Below are 18,643 nucleotides of genomic sequence, written 5' to 3'. Positions count from 1 at the left end.
CCTCAGATAAACCGCCTCTTACGAGGCGGTTTTTTTATGCATTTAAGCTTTATGCGTTTTGAGGTACGGCTTGAACCGGCGTGGGTGCCGTGGTCAGTTGTACAGAATCTGCTGCGAGATACGTGGTAGTGGAAGGGAAAGCAAATTCAGCTCCTTCTGCCGTAATGATCTTATCAATCAGCATCAGAAGTTCTTGTTGCAGGTTAAGGAAGGTTTCCCTATTTGTGGTGTTTAAATGAGCGAGAACCTCAATATCCAGACTGTACGCATTGAAGGCACTAAAGTGAACTCGAAGGGGAGAATCTAAAACATCTGGATGTTCTTGGAGTAATGCCGTGATTTTCTCTGTAATGAGCTGTAATTGCGCCATGCTAGTCTCATAGCGCAACCCGATAGTCGCTTTGAAAGGATAACGGTCACGGCGGCTATAGTTGATGATCTCTCGCTTGATAAGGTCACCATTAGCAATCGTGATTTGCGTTCTGTCTTTTGCTCTGATGCGTGTTGAGCGCACTCCTATTTGTTCTATGACTCCTGACTGGCTGCCAATTTGGCAGTAATCTCCAACTGACAAGGATTTATCTAAGAACAAGATAACCCCACCGATTAAATTCTCCATAGTTGGACGGATAGCGAGCGCGATTGCCATCCCCCCTAAACTCAACCCCGTCACGATGCCGTAAACGGGAACGCCCAAGCGATTCAAACCATAACCAAGGCAAGCAATAGCGGCCATCGAACCCAGCAAAGTACCGATAATTTGTGTCAGGCTTTGGCGCAGTGTGGTGTTAGTGCGTTGTTTACTCATTAGTAGGCGACACGTTTTGTAAATCAACAGATAAGCGACTTGGCTGAGCAATAGCCAACAAATGAGCTCTATGACGATATTGAGTGTCGACATTAGTACGCCAGTTAAATTGAGTTGGTAGTCTGCGAGATAAAGAAAACCGCTTAGTGTGAGTACGGCAAGTATCGCTTTTGAAATTGGCGACTGGATATGGTTGTAGAGTAAAGCAAGCACAGAGATGGTCGCAGAAAGAGACAACGCCAGCCCTAACCATTGCCAGATTGCTTGGTCGCCATATTCCAGCATAAATACGCTAGGTAATGCTTCTACGAGGTGAAACCATGTTGGCGGAATAAGTCTTCCCGCGCTTAGCGAGTAATATTGATAGTAATCTAAGCTAGCTCCGGAATGAGAGGGTAAGTGTTTAACCAGCAAATAATCACTGTACAAGCCGTGCACGGTTTGCTCGGAAAAACGATACTGACCATCGGGTTGCTTGATCAACTCTAACCCCGTATCTGGAATTTGCCAGCGGGTTAGGGTGTTGTTATCGGGAATGAGAGATAAGTCTGTAGGTGGAGCTCGGTCGAGTATTTCCTTCATCAACATGACAGATTCAATAGCGACTCGAGTTTGGCTAGATTCTGGGACTTTAGACAGATCGAAGGCTTGCGTTGCTTTATCGAACAACGCGTAAATACGTTGTCGGTTTTGCTCTGTATTTTGAGCTGGATCTTCAATGATTTCGGTTAGTTGCTGATTGGCTTGTGACACCAAAGTATCAAAGCTTGTGAGTGCTTTTCTAGGGCTAGAGAGATCGGGAGGTGCGAGGGGGAAAGTCTCATTTGCCTGAGTGAAGAAAGCGAAAAGCACCAAACACCCAACGATCATCCATGATGTGATTGTTTTCATAACATTATCCTAGCCTTATGATTATTGGATAAGTTTAGTCAATGATTTTCATATGCGGAAAAAGCTAACGTTGTTATTCCTCTCTTTTGGACCATCTGAACAGAAATAATCCACTCCCCTGTGACTTGAGCTGCTTTTCTTTGTTGAAAAAATCGGCAATATAAAAGAATAACCATTCACTCAATAGTTCAGGGAAGATGCATGAAAGACGAAACACTCTCGATCCATTTTGGCTACGAAACCGACCCAACAACCAAATCAGTAGCGACACCGATTTACCAGACGGTAGCGTATGAGTTTGATAATGCGCAACATGGTGCGGATTTATTCAACCTTGAAGTTCCGGGCAATATTTACACTCGTATTATGAACCCAACCAATGACGTGTTGGAAAAACGCATGGCAGCGTTGGAAGGGGGGATTGCTGGTTTGGTTGTGAGTGCAGGTAGTGCGGCAATTAACTACGCTATTCTCACGCTCGCGCAAGCTGGCGATAACATCGTTTCTACTCCTCAATTATATGGTGGTACTTACACCTTGTTTGCGCATATGTTGCCAAGCCAAGGTATTGAAGTGCGTTTTGCCAAGGACGATAAGCCTGAAAGTCTTGCTGAGCTTATCGATGAGAATACCAAAGCGGTTTACTGTGAAAGCATCGGTAATCCGGCAGGGAACATCATAGACCTAGAACGTGTTGCCGAACTGGCTCATGCGCAGGGCGTGCCTGTGATTGTAGACAATACGGTCGCAACTCCTGTGCTATGCAAGCCAATCGAATTTGGTGCCGATATCGTGGTTCATTCGCTCACTAAGTATGTTGGTGGGCATGGTACGACGCTGGGTGGCATCATCATTGATTCTGGGAAGTTCCCGTGGGCACTGCATAAAGATCGCTTCCCAGTATTTAATCAGCCTGAGCCTTCTTACCACGGCGTGGTTTACACCGAAGCATTTGGTGAGGCGGCTTTTATTGGTCGTGCTCGTACCGTTCCTTTGCGTAATACTGGTTCTGCTTTGTCACCAATGAATGCCTTTATGCTGATGCAGGGGCTGGAAACGCTGTCGCTGCGTATGGAGCGTCATACCGAAAATGCGCTGAAAGTCGCGGAATACTTAAGCCAGCACGAGAAAGTGAGTTGGGTAAGCTACGCGGGTTTACCTACTTCGGAATTCTATCCATTGGCAGAAAAATACATGCAAGGTAAACCATCAGCGATATTGTCGTTTGGCTTGAAAGATGGTTATGAAGCTGGTGTGCGCTTTTACGATGCATTGAAGATCTTTAAGCGTTTAGTGAACATTGGTGACGCAAAATCGCTTGCATGCCATCCGGCGTCGACTACGCACCGTCAATTGAGTGAAGCGGAGCAAAAGCAAGCGGGCGTCTCCCCAGAGATGATTCGCTTGTCCGTCGGTATTGAACACATTGATGACATCTTGGTAGACCTTGAACAAGCCCTTAATGCTTAATTATTGAATTAAAAGTGAAAAGCAGCTCTCTGATAGGGCTGCTTTTTGAAGACACCGTCGATATTCAACTTTCATTTCAGACCCTATTTCTTTTTCAAATCCCATTTCGTTTTCTATTCCAAATTGTGACCGAGCAGCATGCCTTAATCCCATAAATTCATTATGGTTGAATGGATAAATGATAATAACTATCATTCTCAGTGTTTATTTTTAAATAGGTGAATAGTCATGTCGGGACTCAACTCAGTAGACAGCTTCGATCCAAGCAGCAGTTGGCAAGGGCTAACTCTGACCGATAAAGCTGCCAATCAAATTAACAAGCTGCTCGAAAAAGACGAATCTCTATGTGGCTTGCGACTCACAATTAAGCCTTCAGGTTGTGCGGGCTACGCGTATGTACTGTCCACCGTGGATGAAGTCATCGCTGACGATCTTGTATATGAGCATCTCGGCGCCAAGTTATTTGTGCCTCTTGATGCCATGCCTTATCTCGATGGAACAGAAGTGGACTTCATTTCACAAGGGTTGAACCAGATGTTCCAGTACAACAATCCTAAAGTACAAAGTGCTTGTGGTTGTGGTGAAAGTTTTAATGTGTAAAAGCGAGCACTGCTCTAGGGCAGTGGCTGGTTTTAAATGGTACCGACAATGACACAAAGTGGTATTGAGATCCAAGAAGATGTTCAAGCTTGGGTTGATGATGATAGTTACAAACAAGGGTTCTACAGCAATATTGCGACAGACCAGTTAGCAAAAGGCATCAATGAAGATGTTGTACGTGCGATTTCTGCCAAAAGAGACGAACCTGAATGGATGCTGGAGTTCCGACTTCGGGCGTTTCGAATTTGGCAAACCATGGAGGAACCGCATTGGTTAAAAGCGCACTACGCCCCGCTTAACTATCAAGATTATAGCTATTATTCCGCGCCATCTTGTGGTCAGTGCGATGATACTTGTGCTGGCGATGAAGCATCGCAAGACCCGGAGTTTTTGACTAAAGAAGTCGAACAAGCTTTTGACCTGCTGGGTGTGCCAGTTCGTGAGGGAAGCGAAGTCGCTGTTGATGCAATCTTTGACTCCGTATCGGTCAAAACCACGTACAGTGAAAAATTGGCAGAGAAAGGCATCATTTTTTGCTCATTCAGCGAAGCGATTCACAAGTACCCTGAGTTAGTACAAGAGTACCTAGGGACAGTCGTCCCGCCAGAAGATAACTTCTTTGCAGCGCTAAATGCTGCCGTTGCGTCGGATGGCACCTTCGTTTACATCCCCAAAGGTGTTGAGTGTCCTATGGAGCTCTCGACCTATTTCCGGATCAATGCTGCAAAAACAGGTCAATTTGAACGTACGATTTTGATTGCTGATGAGGGCAGCTATGTCAGCTATATCGAAGGATGTTCAGCACCATCGCATGATAATTACCAGCTGCATGCTGCGGTGGTAGAAGTGATCGTCCTCAAAGATGCTTACGTGAAGTATTCGACCGTACAAAACTGGTTCTCAGGCAAAGATACCAACGGCGGTATCCTCAACTTTGTGACCAAGCGAGCGCTGTGTAAAGGCAGTGGTTCAAAGATGTCTTGGACTCAATCCGAAACGGGATCTGCCATTACATGGAAGTACCCAAGCGTCATTCTCCAAGGGGATAACTCGATCGGTGAGTTTTATTCCATCGCGTTAACGTCGGGTAAGCAGTTGGCCGACACTGGCACTAAGATGATCCATATCGGTAAAAATACCAAGTCCACCATCATCTCAAAAGGCGTCTCCGCTGGGTACAGTGAAAACAGCTACCGCGGATTAGTGAAGATCTTACCGAGCGCTGAAAATGCGCGAAATTTCACTCAATGTGACTCGATGCTCATCGGTCCGGATTGTGGGGCGCATACCTTCCCTTACGTTGAAGTAAAAAACAACTCCGCTCAGGTCGAGCATGAAGCAACCACAACCAAAATTGGTGAAGACCAACTGTTTTACTGTTCACAACGAGGCATTGCTGAAGAGGATGCGATCTCAATGATTGTGAACGGTTTTTGTAAGGATGTGTTTTCCGAATTACCGCTGGAGTTTGCCGTAGAAGCACAAAAATTATTGGCAATCAGCTTAGAACACAGCGTTGGATAATGAAAAATGTTAACAATTAACAACTTAAAAGCCCAAATTGAAGAACAAGAAATTCTAAAAGGAGTCAATCTTCAGATTAACCCTGGAGAAATTCACGCCATCATGGGACCAAACGGTTCCGGTAAAAGCACGCTGGCAAGCACGCTCGCAGGACGTGAAGACTACGAAATTACCGATGGATCTGTCGATTTCAACGGCAAGGATTTATTGGAATTAGATCCTGATGAACGTGCAGGCGAAGGCGTGTTCTTGGCATTCCAATACCCTGTCGAAATTCCGGGAGTGAGTAACCATCTCTTCTTACAAGCATCAGTGAATGCGGTGCGAAAATACCGTGAACTTCCGGAATTGGAACGCTTTGAACTTGCGGATTTAATTGAGGAGAAAATTGAGCTTCTCAATATGCCGAAAGACTTACTTTCTCGCTCGGTAAACGTCGGCTTTTCTGGCGGAGAAAAGAAGCGTAATGACATCTTGCAAATGGCGGTACTTGACCCACAACTTTGCATTTTGGACGAGACCGATTCTGGATTAGATATTGATGCACTTAAAGAAGTTGCTAATGGCGTAAATAGCCTAAAAGACGGCAAACGTTCTTTCATCATTGTGACCCATTACCAACGCATTCTTGATTACATCAAACCTGACTTTGTGCACGTGCTGTATCAAGGAAAAATCATCAAATCGGGTGATTTCTCTATGGTGGCTGAGTTAGAGGAGAAGGGCTATGGTTGGCTCACCGGAGAGGAGTAATTGTCTATTGCCATTCAGTGACTATTTAAAGCCTCGTCTGATTGAGTTAGATGAGGTTGCCAAATACCATTGGCAAGCCGCGTTAGCACAAGGATTACCGACTCGTCAGCATGAAGATTGGAAATACACCTCGCTTGAAGGCTTCGATGCCATTGATTTTTCCAGCCAGCGTGAGACTGATGTATCGATGGCTTTCGTTCAGGCTCACAAGCTTGATATGGATGCAGAAAGGTTAGTTTTTGTGAACGGTCAGTTCCAACCTAATTTGAGTGATATTGATGGCGAGGCATTTCGACTTTCTTTACTTAATGGTGATGCAAAACAAGCGTTGCCTGCCGCGATTGCACCAGAAATCTTTTTGCATCTCACGGAAGCATTTTCCGATACGACTTTGTTGATTGAGGTCGATGCCAAACATACCGTAGCCAAGCCTATTTACTTGATGCAAATTGAGTCTCGACCTCAAGGTGGTATGGCACACCATCGCGTACACCTAAAAGTCGGACAAAGTAGCGAAGTTAAAATTGTTGAGCACCTTCTTTCTGCTTGTCATGGCAATCGTGTGGCAGCAAGTTATTCCGGTTCGCGGCTTACGATGGAGGTTTCGGACAACGCTGAACTTACCCATTACAAGCTCTGCTTGGGTTCTGCGGAACATTACCATTTTGCTCACAATGATCTTTTCGTTGGACGAGATGCAAATGTATCAAGCCAGACCTTTTTGCTCGCTGGTCAATTGACGCGCCACCACACCAGCTGCCAGTTAAATGGCGAAAATACAGAGATTGAAATCAACAGTCTAGCGCTACCTAGCCATCAGCAAACGTATGACACGCGTACTTACCTTGAACACAACAAAGGGCATTGCACGAGTCAGCAACTGCACAAAATTATTGCTAGTCAGCAAGGCAAAGCAGTATTTAACGGCATGATCAAAGTCGCCCCAAACGCGCTCAAAACTGACGGACAAATGGACAATCACAACTTGTTGCTAAGTAAAGCGTGTGAGGTCAACAGTAAGCCTCAACTGGAGATCTATGCGGACGACGTGAAGTGCAGTCACGGTACTACCACAGGAGCATTGAGCAAAGAGCAGGTGTTTTATTTGCAGGCTCGCGGATTGCCAAAGCACCAAGCTGAACAATTGATCACCCTTGCCTTTGCCGCGGAAGTCGCAGAGGCGATTGATATTGACGTTATTCGTACGCTGGTTTTACAGCATATAGAGTCCAAGCTAGCAGAGGTAAATGCATGAGCTCTTCCATAACAGCGCAACGAGCACACTTTCCAACCTTACATCAGGAAGTGAACAACAAGTCTTTGGTTTACTTAGACAGCGCAGCAAGTGCACATAAACCATCGGTTGTGATTGAACGAGTCGACACCTTTTATCGACATGAAAACGCAGCGGTTCATCGTGGAATCCATCATTTGAGTGCTCATGCGACAGACTTGATGGAACAAGCGCGTGATAAGGTTCAGCAATTCATTAGTGCCAAGCTGCGTGAAGAGGTGGTTTTTGTTCATGGAACCACGCATGGCATTAACCTTGTTGCGAATGCTTATGCGAAAGCGCAGTTGACGGAAGGCGATGAGATCATCGTGTCTGAAATGGAGCATCACGCCAATATCGTGCCTTGGCAAATGCTAGAACAAGACATCGGGATCAAAGTGGTGGTGTGGTCGCTAGAGCTTGATGGAAGCTTGAGTTTGGATACGCTGAAAACGCTGATGACTGGGCGTACTCGCTTATTAGCGGTCACCCACGTCTCTAATGTGCTTGGTACCATTAATCCGGTCAAAAATATCATCGAGTTGGCTCATCAGAATGGCACCCGAGTGCTGGTAGATGGGGCACAAGCAGTGATGCACCAAGCGGTCGATGTACAAGAAATTGACTGCGACTTCTATGTCTTTTCAGGGCATAAGCTCTATGGTCCGACAGGGGTAGGGGTGTTATACGCGAAGAAAGAGCTGCTTGATATTATGCCTCCGTGGGAAGGTGGCGGCGCGATGATAAAAGAGGTCGATCTTTACCAAGGAACCACTTATAACGACGCGCCATGGCGTTTTGAAGCTGGCACTCCTAATGTTGCAGGCATTATCGGTTTGGGGTGTGCGATTGATTATGTGCTCGATCTTGGATTTGAAGCGATTGGTTGCTATGAACAAGCATTGGTTGACTACCTCTACGATCAATTAAAGACGGTGCCGGATATTGTCATTTATGGTCCTCAAGAGCGCTGCGGCGTAGTGTCATTCAACCTTGCACAAGTGCATGCCTTTGATGTGGGTAGCTTTTTAGATAAGTACGGTGTTGCGATTCGAACGGGACATCATTGCGCTCAACCTCTGATGAAATACTACCAAGTACCTGCGATGTGTCGTGCATCGGTTGCTTTATATAATAATCAACAAGATATTGATGTTTTGGTTTCTAGTCTAAAACGTATCCATACCTTGTTAGTCGGATAGGAAAGAGAAAGCAGTGGACCAAAAACAATTAATTAAAAACTTCAATCGATGTATTGATTGGGAAGATAAGTACTTATACATCATTTCGCTTGGCGAGAAGTTTGCTCGTTTACCAGAAGCGTTACAGACTGAACAGACGGCCATTTACGGCTGTCAAAGCCAAGTATGGATTCAGGTACAAGTAGAACAAGGAAAAGTGCAATTGTTGGGTAGCAGCGACGCGGCTTTAGTGAAAGGGCTTGTCGCTGTGGTGTGCTTGTTATTGCAAGATAAAACACCGAAGCAGTTGTTGGAGACTAACATTAAAAGCATTTTTGCTGAGTTAGGTTTACAGCAACAATTAACTCCGGCCAGAAACCAAGGCATTGAAGCTATGGTTAAGAGTATTTTTAAGCAAGTTCAAGCGCTAGAGATGGCGTGATTTCCGCAGAGCTTCTGTGTTAGGTAATGGACGAGCGTTTGGCAAAGTCAGAGCGAAGGATCTTGGCTTTGTCCATCACGTCATAGCCTTTGTAGAGTTGACAAGTGAGATTGAGTGAATCAAGCGCGTAGGCTTTGCATTGGGAGCGGCAGCAAAGCTCGTTATTGGTGTCATTCAATTCAGCCATCATTCTGGTGTAGAGTTTTTTTAGGCAAAGTAGATAACTCATATCATCACCGCTATCACGAGCAGTCAGGGCGACGTCGAGACTCGCATGATAATATTCTGATAACCGTTTTTCAGACGGACCATGACGATTAAGATTCATCTCTGCAAGAAAGAACTCTGAAGTGGCCGTTTGTAATCTATCCTTATAGTCGTCAATCTCTGCAGTTAGCCATGTCATCACGCAATCCATAAAACACCTTCCGTCTGTTACTTGATCTTAATGATAATTATTATCATTTATAAATCAAGGCTTCTTATACATTTTTATCGTTACTCCAGCGGTCTATTCCAAATGCTCATCGCGGTGCACTTTTCTTACCTTGCGTATAAATCGCATCTTCCTGACTATGCTTAGCAAATAGTCACGAGGAAGGGACGCTCATGTCTTATGTGTTTCACCGCCATTGTCACGCCAAGTTGCCTACTATCGCCAGAGGGGAAGGGGTTTATCTGTTCGATAGCCAAGGTAATCAATATCTCGATGCTTGCGGTGGCGCTGCCGTATCAAACCTTGGGCACAGCCACCAAGCTGTTAAACAAGCCATGCTCGACCAAATCGAAAAAGTACCTTTTGCTCATACTGGCTTTTTTACTAGTGAAGTAAGTGAGCAGTTGGCTGAGTTGATTTGCCAGCAAATGCCATCGCAATTCAATCACGTCTACTTAGTCTGTGGGGGCTCTGAAGCGGTTGAATCTGCACTAAAGATGGCAAGACAATACTTTGTGGAATGTGGTAAGCCAGAGAAAAAGCAGTTTATTGCTCGCCAGCAAAGTTATCACGGTAATACGCTTGGTGCGTTGGCTGTTGGTGGTAACGAATGGCGGCGTGAGCCTTTTAAACCCATTTTGCACCCAAGCCATCACATTGCGCCGTGCTATGCCTATCGTCATCAAAGAGAAGGTGAATCAGAGCTCGATTACTCACTGAGAGCTGCCAATGAACTTGAAGCTAAAATTTTAGAACTGGGCTCGGATAACGTCATGGCATTTGTTGCAGAGCCGATTGTTGGCGCAACAGCTGGCGCAGTACCTGCCACTCAAGGTTACTTCGAACGAATACGAGAGATTTGCGATCGCTATGATGTGTTGCTGATCATGGATGAGGTGATGTGTGGCGTTGGACGTAGCGGTAGCTTTTTTGCTTTTGAACAAGAGCAAGCCGTCCCAGATTTAGTCTGCATGGCGAAAGGATTAGGTGCGGGTTATCAACCTATCGGAGCCGTTGTTGCCAATGACAGAGTCTATCAAGCAATCGCGTCTGGTAGTGGCTTCTTTCAACATGGGCATACTTTTATGGCGCATCCCGTCGCATGCGCAGCCGCCGTTGCAACCATTCAGACCATCGGTGACCAAAAGCTCCTGCAAGCCGTCAACCAACAAGGAGCAATGTTAAAAAGAGAACTCGAGTCAGCACTTTCAGACTTCCCGTATATTGGGGATATTCGTGGTAAAGGGCTGTTTCTTGGCATTGAACTTGTGGCAGACAAAGTAAGTAAAATCCCTCTGCCTAATTCAATTTTGGCAGACAAAAAGATCAAACATCAAGCGATGGAAAATGGACTGATGTGCTATCCAATGGGGGGCACGATTGATGGTATCAATGGGCATCATATCCTTCTGGCACCGCCTTTTATCATCGAGCGAAGCCACATTGACGAGCTGGTGGAAAAGCTCACTCGTACACTCAGAGAGGTGTCGCAAACATGGTAATAAATTCCCCTACAGAAAGAGCTCGAATCGCGATTATTGTTGCGCCTAATGGAGCAAAAAAAAACAAGCAAGACCATGCTCAATTGCCGATGAATACTGAAGAAATGGTTGCCGAGGCGAAAGCATGTCAAACGGCAGGGTCTACCATGATCCATTTGCACGCGAGAGATGTGCAAGGCAGGCATTCTCTAGAGGTTGATGACAACTTAGAAATCTACCACGCGGTGAAAGCTGCGGTTGGGAATTCGATGATTGTTCAGCTCACAACTGAGGCTGTTGGTATGTATTCACCACAACAGCAAATGGCGCTGATCAAAGTGGTAAAACCAGAAGCCGCTTCTTTTGCTTTGCGTGAACTGATTCCTGATGAGCAGAGTGAGGAGCAAGGTCTTATCTTTTTTGATTGGGTCGCTGCTCAGGACATCCTCAGCCAAATCATTTTGTATGATCAGGCAGACATCGAGCGCTATTTCTCCCTAAGAGAGCGAGGCGTTTTACCAAAGCAAAACCAACACGCGTTAGTGGTACTTGGTCGATATCATGAGGCTCAACAATCTTCACCATGGAATTTACGGGCACTGCATTTGGAGCGATTTATCGAAGAGAATGTTAGGTGTGCCGTGTGCGCGTTTGGCGCGAGAGAGCAAGACTGTTTAACCCATGCAATGTTACTGGGATTGGATGTTCGGGTAGGCTTTGAGAACAACCATTTGAGTTCGGATGGTCAGCTTGCGAAAAGCAATGCAGAGCAAGTTCGGCGATTAAAAGAGATTTGTGAATTGCTCGATGTGCCCCTGCATGATGCGGAGAGTTTTCGCCTTAGCCTGAGTGGTAGTTGATTTGAGAGATTCCCGACTCAGTCGTTCCTCCTTCTCGAGAATGACGGAATTAGCCTTGGTTGATGCTTGGTTTTACATAGCGTCATTATCTAGAGCGGCGAAGGAGCGAGTAGGGAATCGCTTCTTTTCTTAAGACACAAAAAAGGCTCCAACTGGAGCCCTTCTTCAAATTTAATTTTAGCTTTCAGTCTGAGGGACAGGCTGACGTGCCGGATGCTTGATAAACACCGCCACGATAGCTGCAATTGCAAGCGTGAAACAGTAATAAGAATTCGCGACAACTTCTAGTGGAGAAAGGTTAAATACCGAGCCCAATAGCAGAACTTGTGCACCGTATGGCAATACACCTTGGATAACACACGAGAAAATGTCCAACAAACTTGCAGAGCGACGCGGTGAAACGTTGTTCTCTTCTGCCAGCTGACGAGCCACGCTACCTGATACGATGATTGCAACGGTGTTGTTGGCGGTACAGGTATTCACCATCGAAACCAGACCAGCAATACCGAGCTCACTTGCACGACCATTTGCTTCTTTCGAGTGGCTAGAGCCAAACGTACGGATGATGCCGCTCACTAGGTTAGTTAGAAACGCGAGACCGCCTTGGCGACGCATAAGCTCACTCAGACCACCAATCAGCATGGATAGCAGGAAGATCTCTTGCATGTTGCCAAAGCCTGAGTAGATGTCTTGCGCGAAGTTGGTTAGACCGTAATCATCGATAGAAGACAAGCTCACGCCGCCTGCCAAAACGATACCAATAGTAAGCACGACAAACACATTCATGCCTGATACAGCAAGGATAAGAATCGTCACATATGGCAGCACTTTCAACCATTCAATAGGACCGGTTTCTGGTACTTGAGTCGCTGTGCTGTTGAAGGCGAAGATCACAAGCGCAACCAGTGCTGCTGGTAGTGCGATACGGATGTTTTCTTTGAATTTGTCCTTCATCTCACAGCCTTGAGAACGGGTTGCCGCAATCGTGGTGTCCGAGATGATCGAAAGGTTATCACCAAACATTGCGCCGCTAAGTACTACACCAGCAGTCAATGGAAGACTCATACCTGCTGATTGAGCAATGCCCAGAGCAACAGGCGCAACTGCTGCGATGGTGCCCATTGAGGTGCCCATCGCTGTCGCAATAAATGCCGAAATCAGGAAGATACCCGGCAAGATCATGCTGGTTGGAATCGCAGATAGACCAAGGTTAACTGTCGCATCTACGCCGCCAGATGCTTTTGCTACTGCAGCAAAGGCACCAGCAAGCAGGTAGATCATACACATCGCGATGATGTCTTGATGACCAACGCCACGCATAAAGTGTTCGATAGAGCGATTGAGTTTGTCTTTGCTTAGGATGAGCGCAAGGATCACAGCAGGCAATACCGCGATAGGCGCTGGTAGTTGGTAGAAGGCGAAATCGACGCCTTGCAAGGATAAGTAAGTGCCCACGCCAATAAACAGCGCAAGGAATAGCACTAAAGGTAAAAGTGCGACCGCTGATGGTGCGATTGCTTTATTAGAATTTTTAGAACCAGACATGTGAACGACAACATAATCAACAAATAAGGCGAGCAGACTAATCTGACACCAAAGACTTGTCAACGTCTAGACGTCTAAATGGCTGGTTATTTTTAATCGAAAAGACCAAGAAAAAAGACTCACATAACATATCTTATTGATACTGTGAGCCTTTGTAGAATTTTACTTGTGTAGAGTATTTATGCTTTTTTTCGTTTGAGGAGCGCGAAGATCATCAGTGAGAACAACAACGCTGCGCTCGACCAAACCACGTAGCGATGCTCGGTATAGAACTGGCTGAGAACGCTTAGATGCTCAAACGCAAAGTTAGTGAGCAAACTGAACACGGCAACCCAAATGGTGGTTGCAAGGGCGTTGCCCAATAAGAACTCTTTACGCGACATCTTAGCAATGCCACAAGCAAGCGGCATAAACTGTTTCATTCCTTCAATAAAGCGGCTGACAACCAAGCAAGCAGGACCATACCTCTGAATTGTATTTTGTAGCTTCAGCATTTTAGGGCCAGAAATATAGCCTTTCTTGTCTAACCAACCTTCAAAGTAATAGCCAATCAGGTAGCCGCACGTGTTGCCAAAAAAGCAACTCAACCAAGAGACTATCATCACTAGGCTAAGGTTCATGACATGCTCAGATGAGATGATAGATGCCGCAATCATCAGCGATTGCCCCGGCATCGGAATGCCAATACCTTCAAGAAAGATGCTGACGATAAGGGCGAGATAGCCATATTGCTCAAGCAGCGGCTTCATCGCCATCAGTAAATCATTAATGTGTTCCAAATGCTTTCCTCTAACCAAAGTGGAACGAAGCTGGAGTGATACTCCTGTTAGTTAGCTTGGTCAATCGACGTTGTTCTCAAATAGTCAAATCTGACATTCCGTTGATAATAGTGGCGCGTATTTAGTCTTTTAGGTTACGCCTTACTAAGTCGTGCATTTGCTTAATCGTCATCAATGCTAACCAGATGATCTCTTCGACAGAGCGCTGTCCTGCGGTCGAGGAGGGATGATTGGCATCGGTTTTATTGCTCAGTGCTGGCAGCTCATGAACACGATTGTCACGAATCGTACTGATCAACGCATCCATCGCATCATGAATCAGGCGTTCTACTTGCAATGAACCTTGGTAATGGGTGCCCGCTCTCACTAGAGGGATCAGCAAGCAGAGGTAGTGACTCAACAAGCGATAATGGCTCAACATATCTTCATAATAATGCGGATCGGCGCGAGTGTGCCTTGGCTCTTGCTGCATCTCGTTGTAAATCAGTTCAAGGTCGCTTTCAGCGGTGAGCATAGCGGCACGTTGCTTAGTGAGCGCCATGTGATCACGTTGCTCTGTGTCGACTTGTAACTGCTCATAGCAATACACAAATAAGTTTTTTGAACTATCGAGCGCTTTTAATGCTTGGGTATGAATCTCCTTACCTCGCCACTGCGGCCACAATAAGCCATAACCGAGTAGGACAATTGCGCCACCGACGACATTGTCGATCAAGCGCGGAGCGGCAAAGTCGAGCCCCTGATGTGCCATGGTTTGATAAACCAAAATCAACAGCGCGGTAATACAGCCAATAGCCAGCGAGTAATGGCGCATAATATTGAGCATTGCGATGGGTAATAGGACCGCGATTAATACCAACAGGATGGTCGTTGGTACGCCTAGATGAATCAATGAGGTCGCGAACAATACCCCAAGCGCCGTACCTAAACAGCGTTGCCAAGTTTTACTTCGGGTTGCCAAGAAACTCGGTTGAATGACCATCAACATGGAAATCAACACCCAATCCGGGCGAATCAATTCAAAGTATTCAGCAATCCCAGCTCCAATAGCAAACATCAAACTAACGCGAGTCACATGGCGCCAAATCGGGTTGCCTCGACTTGGCAAACGAAAAGACAGCTCGAATGGTTGCACTTCAAAGGAGCGTTCATAAGCGGGCTCATTGAGCTCAATACGACGAGAAATATGCTTTACCGCGTATGCCCAGTAGCGAAAGCGAGGTTGGTCTTCTAGCTTCACCGCCTCAATCAAATCATGGGCTTCCTGCTCTAGTGAGCTCAAGTGTTCCATCTCTTCATGCGTATTATGCAAAAGCTGCTTGGCTTTGTGTCTTAATCTTTGCTGGCAGTGTTGGCTCCAAACCAAGAGCAGATCTCGTTTCGGTTTATTGGATTGAAATTGCTTAAGCAGATCAGGGTTGCTGGTATGGCTGCTCAAGACGACTTCAAATGTATCGAGCGCCAAAAACAAAGCCTGACGTAGAGAGTTGGCGTCTTCATGTTTCGAGCGAAAAGATTCTGATTGCAGCGCTTGTTGGAACAGTTCAATCAACTGATATTTGATGCGTCGTTTCGGAGCATCGGTTTCGCTTCCAAGTAAGAAAGCTTGGCGATATTGAATGTAGTCCGCTAGCGTCTCGTAAATCGCAGAAAGACAAACACGCAGCGCGTAATGTTTCCATAAGGCAAACCAAAGCCAACTGAACAGCGCAAAAGTGAGTGGTCCCAACACCAACATAGGATAGAGACCAAGTACCGCGCTGGAATTATGTAGTGACAAGCTCACGACCGCGATCAGTAAGCTCGACATGCCAAGACGTCCCCAAAACGGACCATTCACTGCTGTACTTGCCAATATTGCTCCCATCGCGCCGTAAGTCAGCCACAGCGGTAAGCCCATATTCAGCAGAGCATAACTGATGACGAGCGTAATGCTCCATGTAAAAGCGGTAATCGCAAAGCGTGTCCAGCGTCTAGGACCGGCAGTGTCTAAACCGCTGATCAATGCTGCAGGCATGGTCATTAAAGCTGTCATGGCGAGATTGATTTGGTTGAATAGCACACCCAATCCCATGAATAGGACAATCGCGCTGGTGGCACGCAAACCAAGGTTGACAGAAGGGGAGTACCAGATTTTACGCAGAAAGGCAGGAGATAACGTCATAAGCCCTCATTACAGTTGGCAACACCTTCAGTGTAACGCGAATATCTTTAGATGTGCTGGCTTCAACCACAGTTTGAAAAATTGAAGCAGAGTCGTTATCTAACCGACGCCTTCTCCAAGTTGAGTAAATAGCCAATCTTTGAACTGCGAGACTTTTCGCGCCGCTAGACGGTAGTTCGGCACAAATACGTAATAGCCATAATGGCTATGCATACGCAATTGTTGGATGTGGTAGACCTCATCTCTCGACATCGCCTGCTGCACCATAAAATCAGGCAGGAGGGCAAGACCTTTACCAAGCTTTACCGCTTCATAAGAGAGATAGAAATGCTCATGACCGACAGGGTGATAATGAATCGCGCTTTGCAGAGATTGCTCTAGTTTGAACTGCTCCCACAACTGCGGGCGCGTTGTTTGAGGAATAAAAGCGAAATCCGTAATGGATTGTTTGTCATTACACGTTGAAGAACTTGATGAGCCCGTTAGCAGCAGCGTTTCTTGACGCAGCAATCGACCATGTTCGTAGTGACTAGAGAGAGGAAGGCAACGGATGGTGATGTCGCTGTCTACATCTAACTGATTTATTGGACCATCACTGGTGCGAACTTTAACGCGGATGTCAGGATGGGTTTGATGGAATGCATCAATGTTCGGCACCAACCACAAACTGGCGAAAGAAGGCGTGACATCGACCACCAATAACTCTTGTTCTGTATCGGTTTGAATCAGGCTTGCCGTCGCATGTTGGATGATCTCCAACGCTTCGGTCACCTTGGGTAAGTAACGTTTTCCTTCTTCGCTGAGTTCAATACCATTGATACCACGCTGAATCAAAGGTAACCCAACCAGTTGCTCTAACGTCGCAATTTGTTTGCTCACGGCACCTTGAGTTACGCACAAACTCTCTGCCGCTTTAGAAAAACTCAGATGGTTAGCAACTGCAACAAAGGTTCGCAGCGCACGAATAGAAGGGTACTCACTGCCTTTTAGCATAAACTCATGTCCATTGATGAATGCTTAAACACAGACTAAGAGATTTTGGCTAGGAATCAAAGCGATGAGTTGAGGGGAAACACGAATCGCAGATACAAAAAGGGCCAACCCTTTCGAGTTGGCCCTTTCCAAACGTTTGGGCTGGCGGCATCTGAACTTACAAGCTAAATGATTGATTTTTAGTTATTAAATGATTTGTTCTGTTATGTTTGGGTAAATCTTTGGGTAACAAAACAAAATGTCATAATTGTTCTCTAGTTTTGATTGTCATCACAATTCTTGGACGGAACCACAACTACTCGACATTAAAATGCTGATTCAACAATTGTACTTGCCGAGCATACTTCTTGTCATTCAAGAGTAGCTCTACGCCTTCAATGCTCCAGTTAATACGCTGCCGAGGCACATAACTTCCGTCTTTTCTTTTTTTCATTATTGTAGGTGTTTTGTATTTCCACCTTATTAAGTGCCCTAAAACATCTTGATCTGAGTCACCACTGTCTTGTCTGAAAGTAGCGATCTGTTTCATCTTAAATAGATACTGTGCCTCCTTCGTTTTAGGAAGAGTTCCACTATCGTAGCCTTCGAGAAAACTCAGAGTTACAGATACGCAGTAATCAAGAATGAAAGAAGTATTCTCATCTCTATTAAGGTCTTTCTGACTGTATCCAAGTAGTTCAGAAACTTGCTCTAAACCATCAGTTGTGAATTCTGTGAAATAGCATTTTTTCTGTACTAACCCTGATTCTTTGCGTCGCAATGCAACATCTCTTTGTCTTTCTTTTGGTGACTTAGCCATATCGTATCTACGTATGAAAAACTGATATTGGAATTCTAACATGACAAACGATTTTGTTTTGTGAGGCTCACGATAAGGCTGAAGAATATTATTAAGTCCTTGTTTTAATAAAGTTTTGATTTTTGTGAGCCTCACGAAAATGCAACAAAAGAATGTGATGTAGCTGTGGAGATTAGGGACGAATTGAAAACTGTAAATCCCGTCTTGAACTCATACAAGACGGAGAAAAACGATGTCTCTTCCACAACTGGTAAGCATTAACGAAATTTTGAAAGCCATTGGTGTGTCGCGCGCCACTATCTATCGTTGGATGGCTGATGGCACCTTTCCTTCCTCAATTGATGTTTCGGAAGGCAGAGTTGCTTGGTACGAACATGAAATAAAAGAGTGGATAAAGTCTAGGCCAAGAACTCAAGGTTTAAACAAAAAGCACGAGAAACTGATGAATGAGGTTTTGAAGTAATGGCTAGATACTACTCATTAAAACATCTTCCTAAGTTCGAGTCGTACAATGACGCTCTGGAGGAGAACAATATACGCGTAAGCATCTTGCAAAGAGTAGGCGGTCTTGAGAACAACGCCTTAGCTGACAAGCTTATTAGATGCTGTGAGCTGCAAGACAAGTGCAATAGTGTCGCGTGTAA

General features: G+C 45.5%; 17 protein-coding genes. 10 read left to right on the top strand and 7 right to left on the bottom strand.

The window, feature by feature from the left end; all coding sequences use genetic code 11:
• Positions 1-49: 49 nt before the first annotated feature.
• Positions 50-1,699, bottom strand: a complete 1,650-nt coding sequence (locus MHO32_RS06990) for a mechanosensitive ion channel family protein (protein WP_239211010.1) — start codon at positions 1,697-1,699, stop codon at positions 50-52.
• A 201-nt stretch (positions 1,700-1,900) separates the two neighbouring features.
• Here MHO32_RS06990 and MHO32_RS06985 point away from each other — a divergent pair, with 201 nt between their 5' ends.
• From MHO32_RS06985 to sufE, 7 genes are all read left to right on the top strand, one after another.
• Positions 1,901-3,169, top strand: coding sequence for an O-acetylhomoserine aminocarboxypropyltransferase/cysteine synthase family protein (locus MHO32_RS06985; RefSeq protein WP_239211009.1), 1,269 nt, complete (start codon positions 1,901-1,903; stop codon positions 3,167-3,169).
• A 228-nt stretch (positions 3,170-3,397) separates the two neighbouring features.
• Positions 3,398-3,769 carry a Fe-S cluster assembly scaffold SufA gene (gene sufA, locus MHO32_RS06980; protein WP_005447677.1) on the top strand — a complete coding sequence of 124 codons (372 nt, stop codon included), beginning with the start codon at positions 3,398-3,400 and terminating at the stop codon, positions 3,767-3,769.
• A gap of 48 nt (positions 3,770-3,817) precedes the next feature.
• Positions 3,818-5,293, top strand: coding sequence for a Fe-S cluster assembly protein SufB (gene sufB / locus MHO32_RS06975; RefSeq protein WP_239211008.1), 1,476 nt, complete (start codon positions 3,818-3,820; stop codon positions 5,291-5,293).
• 6 nt (positions 5,294-5,299) lie between these two features.
• Positions 5,300-6,046 (top strand): Fe-S cluster assembly ATPase SufC, encoded by a 747-nt coding sequence (sufC, locus tag MHO32_RS06970; RefSeq protein WP_005447675.1) that lies wholly within the window; start codon positions 5,300-5,302, stop codon positions 6,044-6,046.
• On the top strand, positions 6,021-7,301 hold the full coding sequence (sufD, locus tag MHO32_RS06965; protein WP_239211006.1) for a Fe-S cluster assembly protein SufD: 1,281 nt from the start codon (positions 6,021-6,023) through the stop codon (positions 7,299-7,301). Before sufC ends, sufD begins: the two co-directional genes overlap by 26 nt.
• Positions 7,298-8,521, top strand: a complete 1,224-nt coding sequence (sufS, locus tag MHO32_RS06960) for a cysteine desulfurase SufS (RefSeq protein WP_239211001.1) — start codon at positions 7,298-7,300, stop codon at positions 8,519-8,521. Before sufD ends, sufS begins: the two co-directional genes overlap by 4 nt.
• Positions 8,522-8,534: 13 nt before the next feature.
• Positions 8,535-8,942 (top strand): cysteine desulfuration protein SufE, encoded by a 408-nt coding sequence (gene sufE / locus MHO32_RS06955; protein WP_005447670.1) that lies wholly within the window; start codon positions 8,535-8,537, stop codon positions 8,940-8,942.
• A gap of 19 nt (positions 8,943-8,961) precedes the next feature.
• Here sufE and MHO32_RS06950 read toward each other — a convergent pair whose 3' ends face one another.
• On the bottom strand, positions 8,962-9,360 hold the full coding sequence (locus MHO32_RS06950) for a hypothetical protein (protein ID WP_049535705.1): 399 nt from the start codon (positions 9,358-9,360) through the stop codon (positions 8,962-8,964).
• 191 nt (positions 9,361-9,551) lie between these two features.
• Between MHO32_RS06950 and MHO32_RS06945 the strand changes: the two genes are divergently transcribed.
• Together MHO32_RS06945 and MHO32_RS06940 are read left to right on the top strand one after the other, a co-directional pair.
• Positions 9,552-10,880 (top strand): aspartate aminotransferase family protein, encoded by a 1,329-nt coding sequence (locus tag MHO32_RS06945; RefSeq protein ID WP_239210999.1) that lies wholly within the window; start codon positions 9,552-9,554, stop codon positions 10,878-10,880.
• Positions 10,874-11,719 carry a 3-keto-5-aminohexanoate cleavage protein gene (locus tag MHO32_RS06940; RefSeq protein WP_239210997.1) on the top strand — a complete coding sequence of 282 codons (846 nt, stop codon included), beginning with the start codon at positions 10,874-10,876 and terminating at the stop codon, positions 11,717-11,719. Before MHO32_RS06945 ends, MHO32_RS06940 begins: the two co-directional genes overlap by 7 nt.
• Positions 11,720-11,896: 177 nt before the next feature.
• Here the strand turns inward: MHO32_RS06940 and MHO32_RS06935 are convergent, their stop codons facing one another.
• The 5 genes from MHO32_RS06935 to MHO32_RS06915 all read right to left on the bottom strand — a co-directional run bounded on the left by MHO32_RS06935 (position 11,897) and on the right by MHO32_RS06915 (position 17,999).
• Positions 11,897-13,264: a Na+/H+ antiporter NhaC family protein gene (locus tag MHO32_RS06935; RefSeq protein ID WP_239210995.1), complete on the bottom strand. Its 1,368-nt coding sequence runs from the start codon at positions 13,262-13,264 to the stop codon at positions 11,897-11,899.
• A gap of 179 nt (positions 13,265-13,443) precedes the next feature.
• Entirely contained in the window at positions 13,444-14,019 is a 576-nt protein-coding gene (locus MHO32_RS06930) for a DedA family protein (RefSeq protein WP_029789196.1), read from the bottom strand.
• A 145-nt stretch (positions 14,020-14,164) separates the two neighbouring features.
• Positions 14,165-16,207, bottom strand: a complete 2,043-nt coding sequence (locus MHO32_RS06925; protein ID WP_239210993.1) for an FUSC family protein — start codon at positions 16,205-16,207, stop codon at positions 14,165-14,167.
• A gap of 99 nt (positions 16,208-16,306) precedes the next feature.
• The gene (locus MHO32_RS06920) at positions 16,307-17,200 is read right to left on the bottom strand and encodes a LysR family transcriptional regulator (RefSeq protein WP_172580391.1); all 894 of its coding nucleotides are present in this window, start codon (positions 17,198-17,200) and stop codon (positions 16,307-16,309) included.
• 295 nt (positions 17,201-17,495) lie between these two features.
• Complete coding sequence (locus MHO32_RS06915; RefSeq protein ID WP_239210990.1) at positions 17,496-17,999, bottom strand: hypothetical protein; 504 nt, start codon at positions 17,997-17,999, stop codon at positions 17,496-17,498.
• Positions 18,000-18,231: 232 nt separating this feature from the next.
• On the opposite strand from MHO32_RS06915, the gene MHO32_RS06910 reads away from it, so the two are divergent.
• The gene (locus tag MHO32_RS06910; protein WP_038890699.1) at positions 18,232-18,462 is read left to right on the top strand and encodes a helix-turn-helix transcriptional regulator; all 231 of its coding nucleotides are present in this window, start codon (positions 18,232-18,234) and stop codon (positions 18,460-18,462) included.
• Positions 18,463-18,643: the final 181 nt, after the last annotated feature.

This window comes from Vibrio sp. MMH1-50, from assembly GCF_022347645.1.
GTDB lineage: Bacteria > Pseudomonadota > Gammaproteobacteria > Enterobacterales > Vibrionaceae > Vibrio > Vibrio harveyi.
The sequence above is the reverse complement of the archived record's forward strand: the minus strand, read 5'-3'. Positions and strand labels throughout refer to the sequence as shown.

Bases quoted from the DNA above. Each gene is read 5' to 3' on its own strand.
- MHO32_RS06935 (WP_239210995.1), bottom strand. From the start codon at position 13,264: ATGTCTGGTTCTAAAAATTCTAATAAAGCAATCGCACCATCAGCGGTC.
- sufD (WP_239211006.1), top strand. From the start codon at position 6,021: ATGGTTGGCTCACCGGAGAGGAGTAATTGTCTATTGCCATTCAGTGAC.
- MHO32_RS06950 (WP_049535705.1), bottom strand. From the start codon at position 9,360: ATGGATTGCGTGATGACATGGCTAACTGCAGAGATTGACGACTATAAG.
- MHO32_RS06945 (WP_239210999.1), top strand. From the start codon at position 9,552: ATGTCTTATGTGTTTCACCGCCATTGTCACGCCAAGTTGCCTACTATC.
- MHO32_RS06930 (WP_029789196.1), bottom strand. From the start codon at position 14,019: ATGGCGATGAAGCCGCTGCTTGAGCAATATGGCTATCTCGCCCTTATC.
- sufB (WP_239211008.1), top strand. From the start codon at position 3,818: ATGACACAAAGTGGTATTGAGATCCAAGAAGATGTTCAAGCTTGGGTT.
- MHO32_RS06940 (WP_239210997.1), top strand. From the start codon at position 10,874: ATGGTAATAAATTCCCCTACAGAAAGAGCTCGAATCGCGATTATTGTT.
- sufS (WP_239211001.1), top strand. From the start codon at position 7,298: ATGAGCTCTTCCATAACAGCGCAACGAGCACACTTTCCAACCTTACAT.
- MHO32_RS06985 (WP_239211009.1), top strand. From the start codon at position 1,901: ATGAAAGACGAAACACTCTCGATCCATTTTGGCTACGAAACCGACCCA.
- MHO32_RS06915 (WP_239210990.1), bottom strand. From the start codon at position 17,999: ATGGCTAAGTCACCAAAAGAAAGACAAAGAGATGTTGCATTGCGACGC.
- MHO32_RS06920 (WP_172580391.1), bottom strand. From the start codon at position 17,200: ATGCTAAAAGGCAGTGAGTACCCTTCTATTCGTGCGCTGCGAACCTTT.
- MHO32_RS06925 (WP_239210993.1), bottom strand. From the start codon at position 16,207: ATGACGTTATCTCCTGCCTTTCTGCGTAAAATCTGGTACTCCCCTTCT.
- MHO32_RS06910 (WP_038890699.1), top strand. From the start codon at position 18,232: ATGTCTCTTCCACAACTGGTAAGCATTAACGAAATTTTGAAAGCCATT.
- sufC (WP_005447675.1), top strand. From the start codon at position 5,300: ATGTTAACAATTAACAACTTAAAAGCCCAAATTGAAGAACAAGAAATT.
- MHO32_RS06990 (WP_239211010.1), bottom strand. From the start codon at position 1,699: ATGAAAACAATCACATCATGGATGATCGTTGGGTGTTTGGTGCTTTTC.
- sufA (WP_005447677.1), top strand. From the start codon at position 3,398: ATGTCGGGACTCAACTCAGTAGACAGCTTCGATCCAAGCAGCAGTTGG.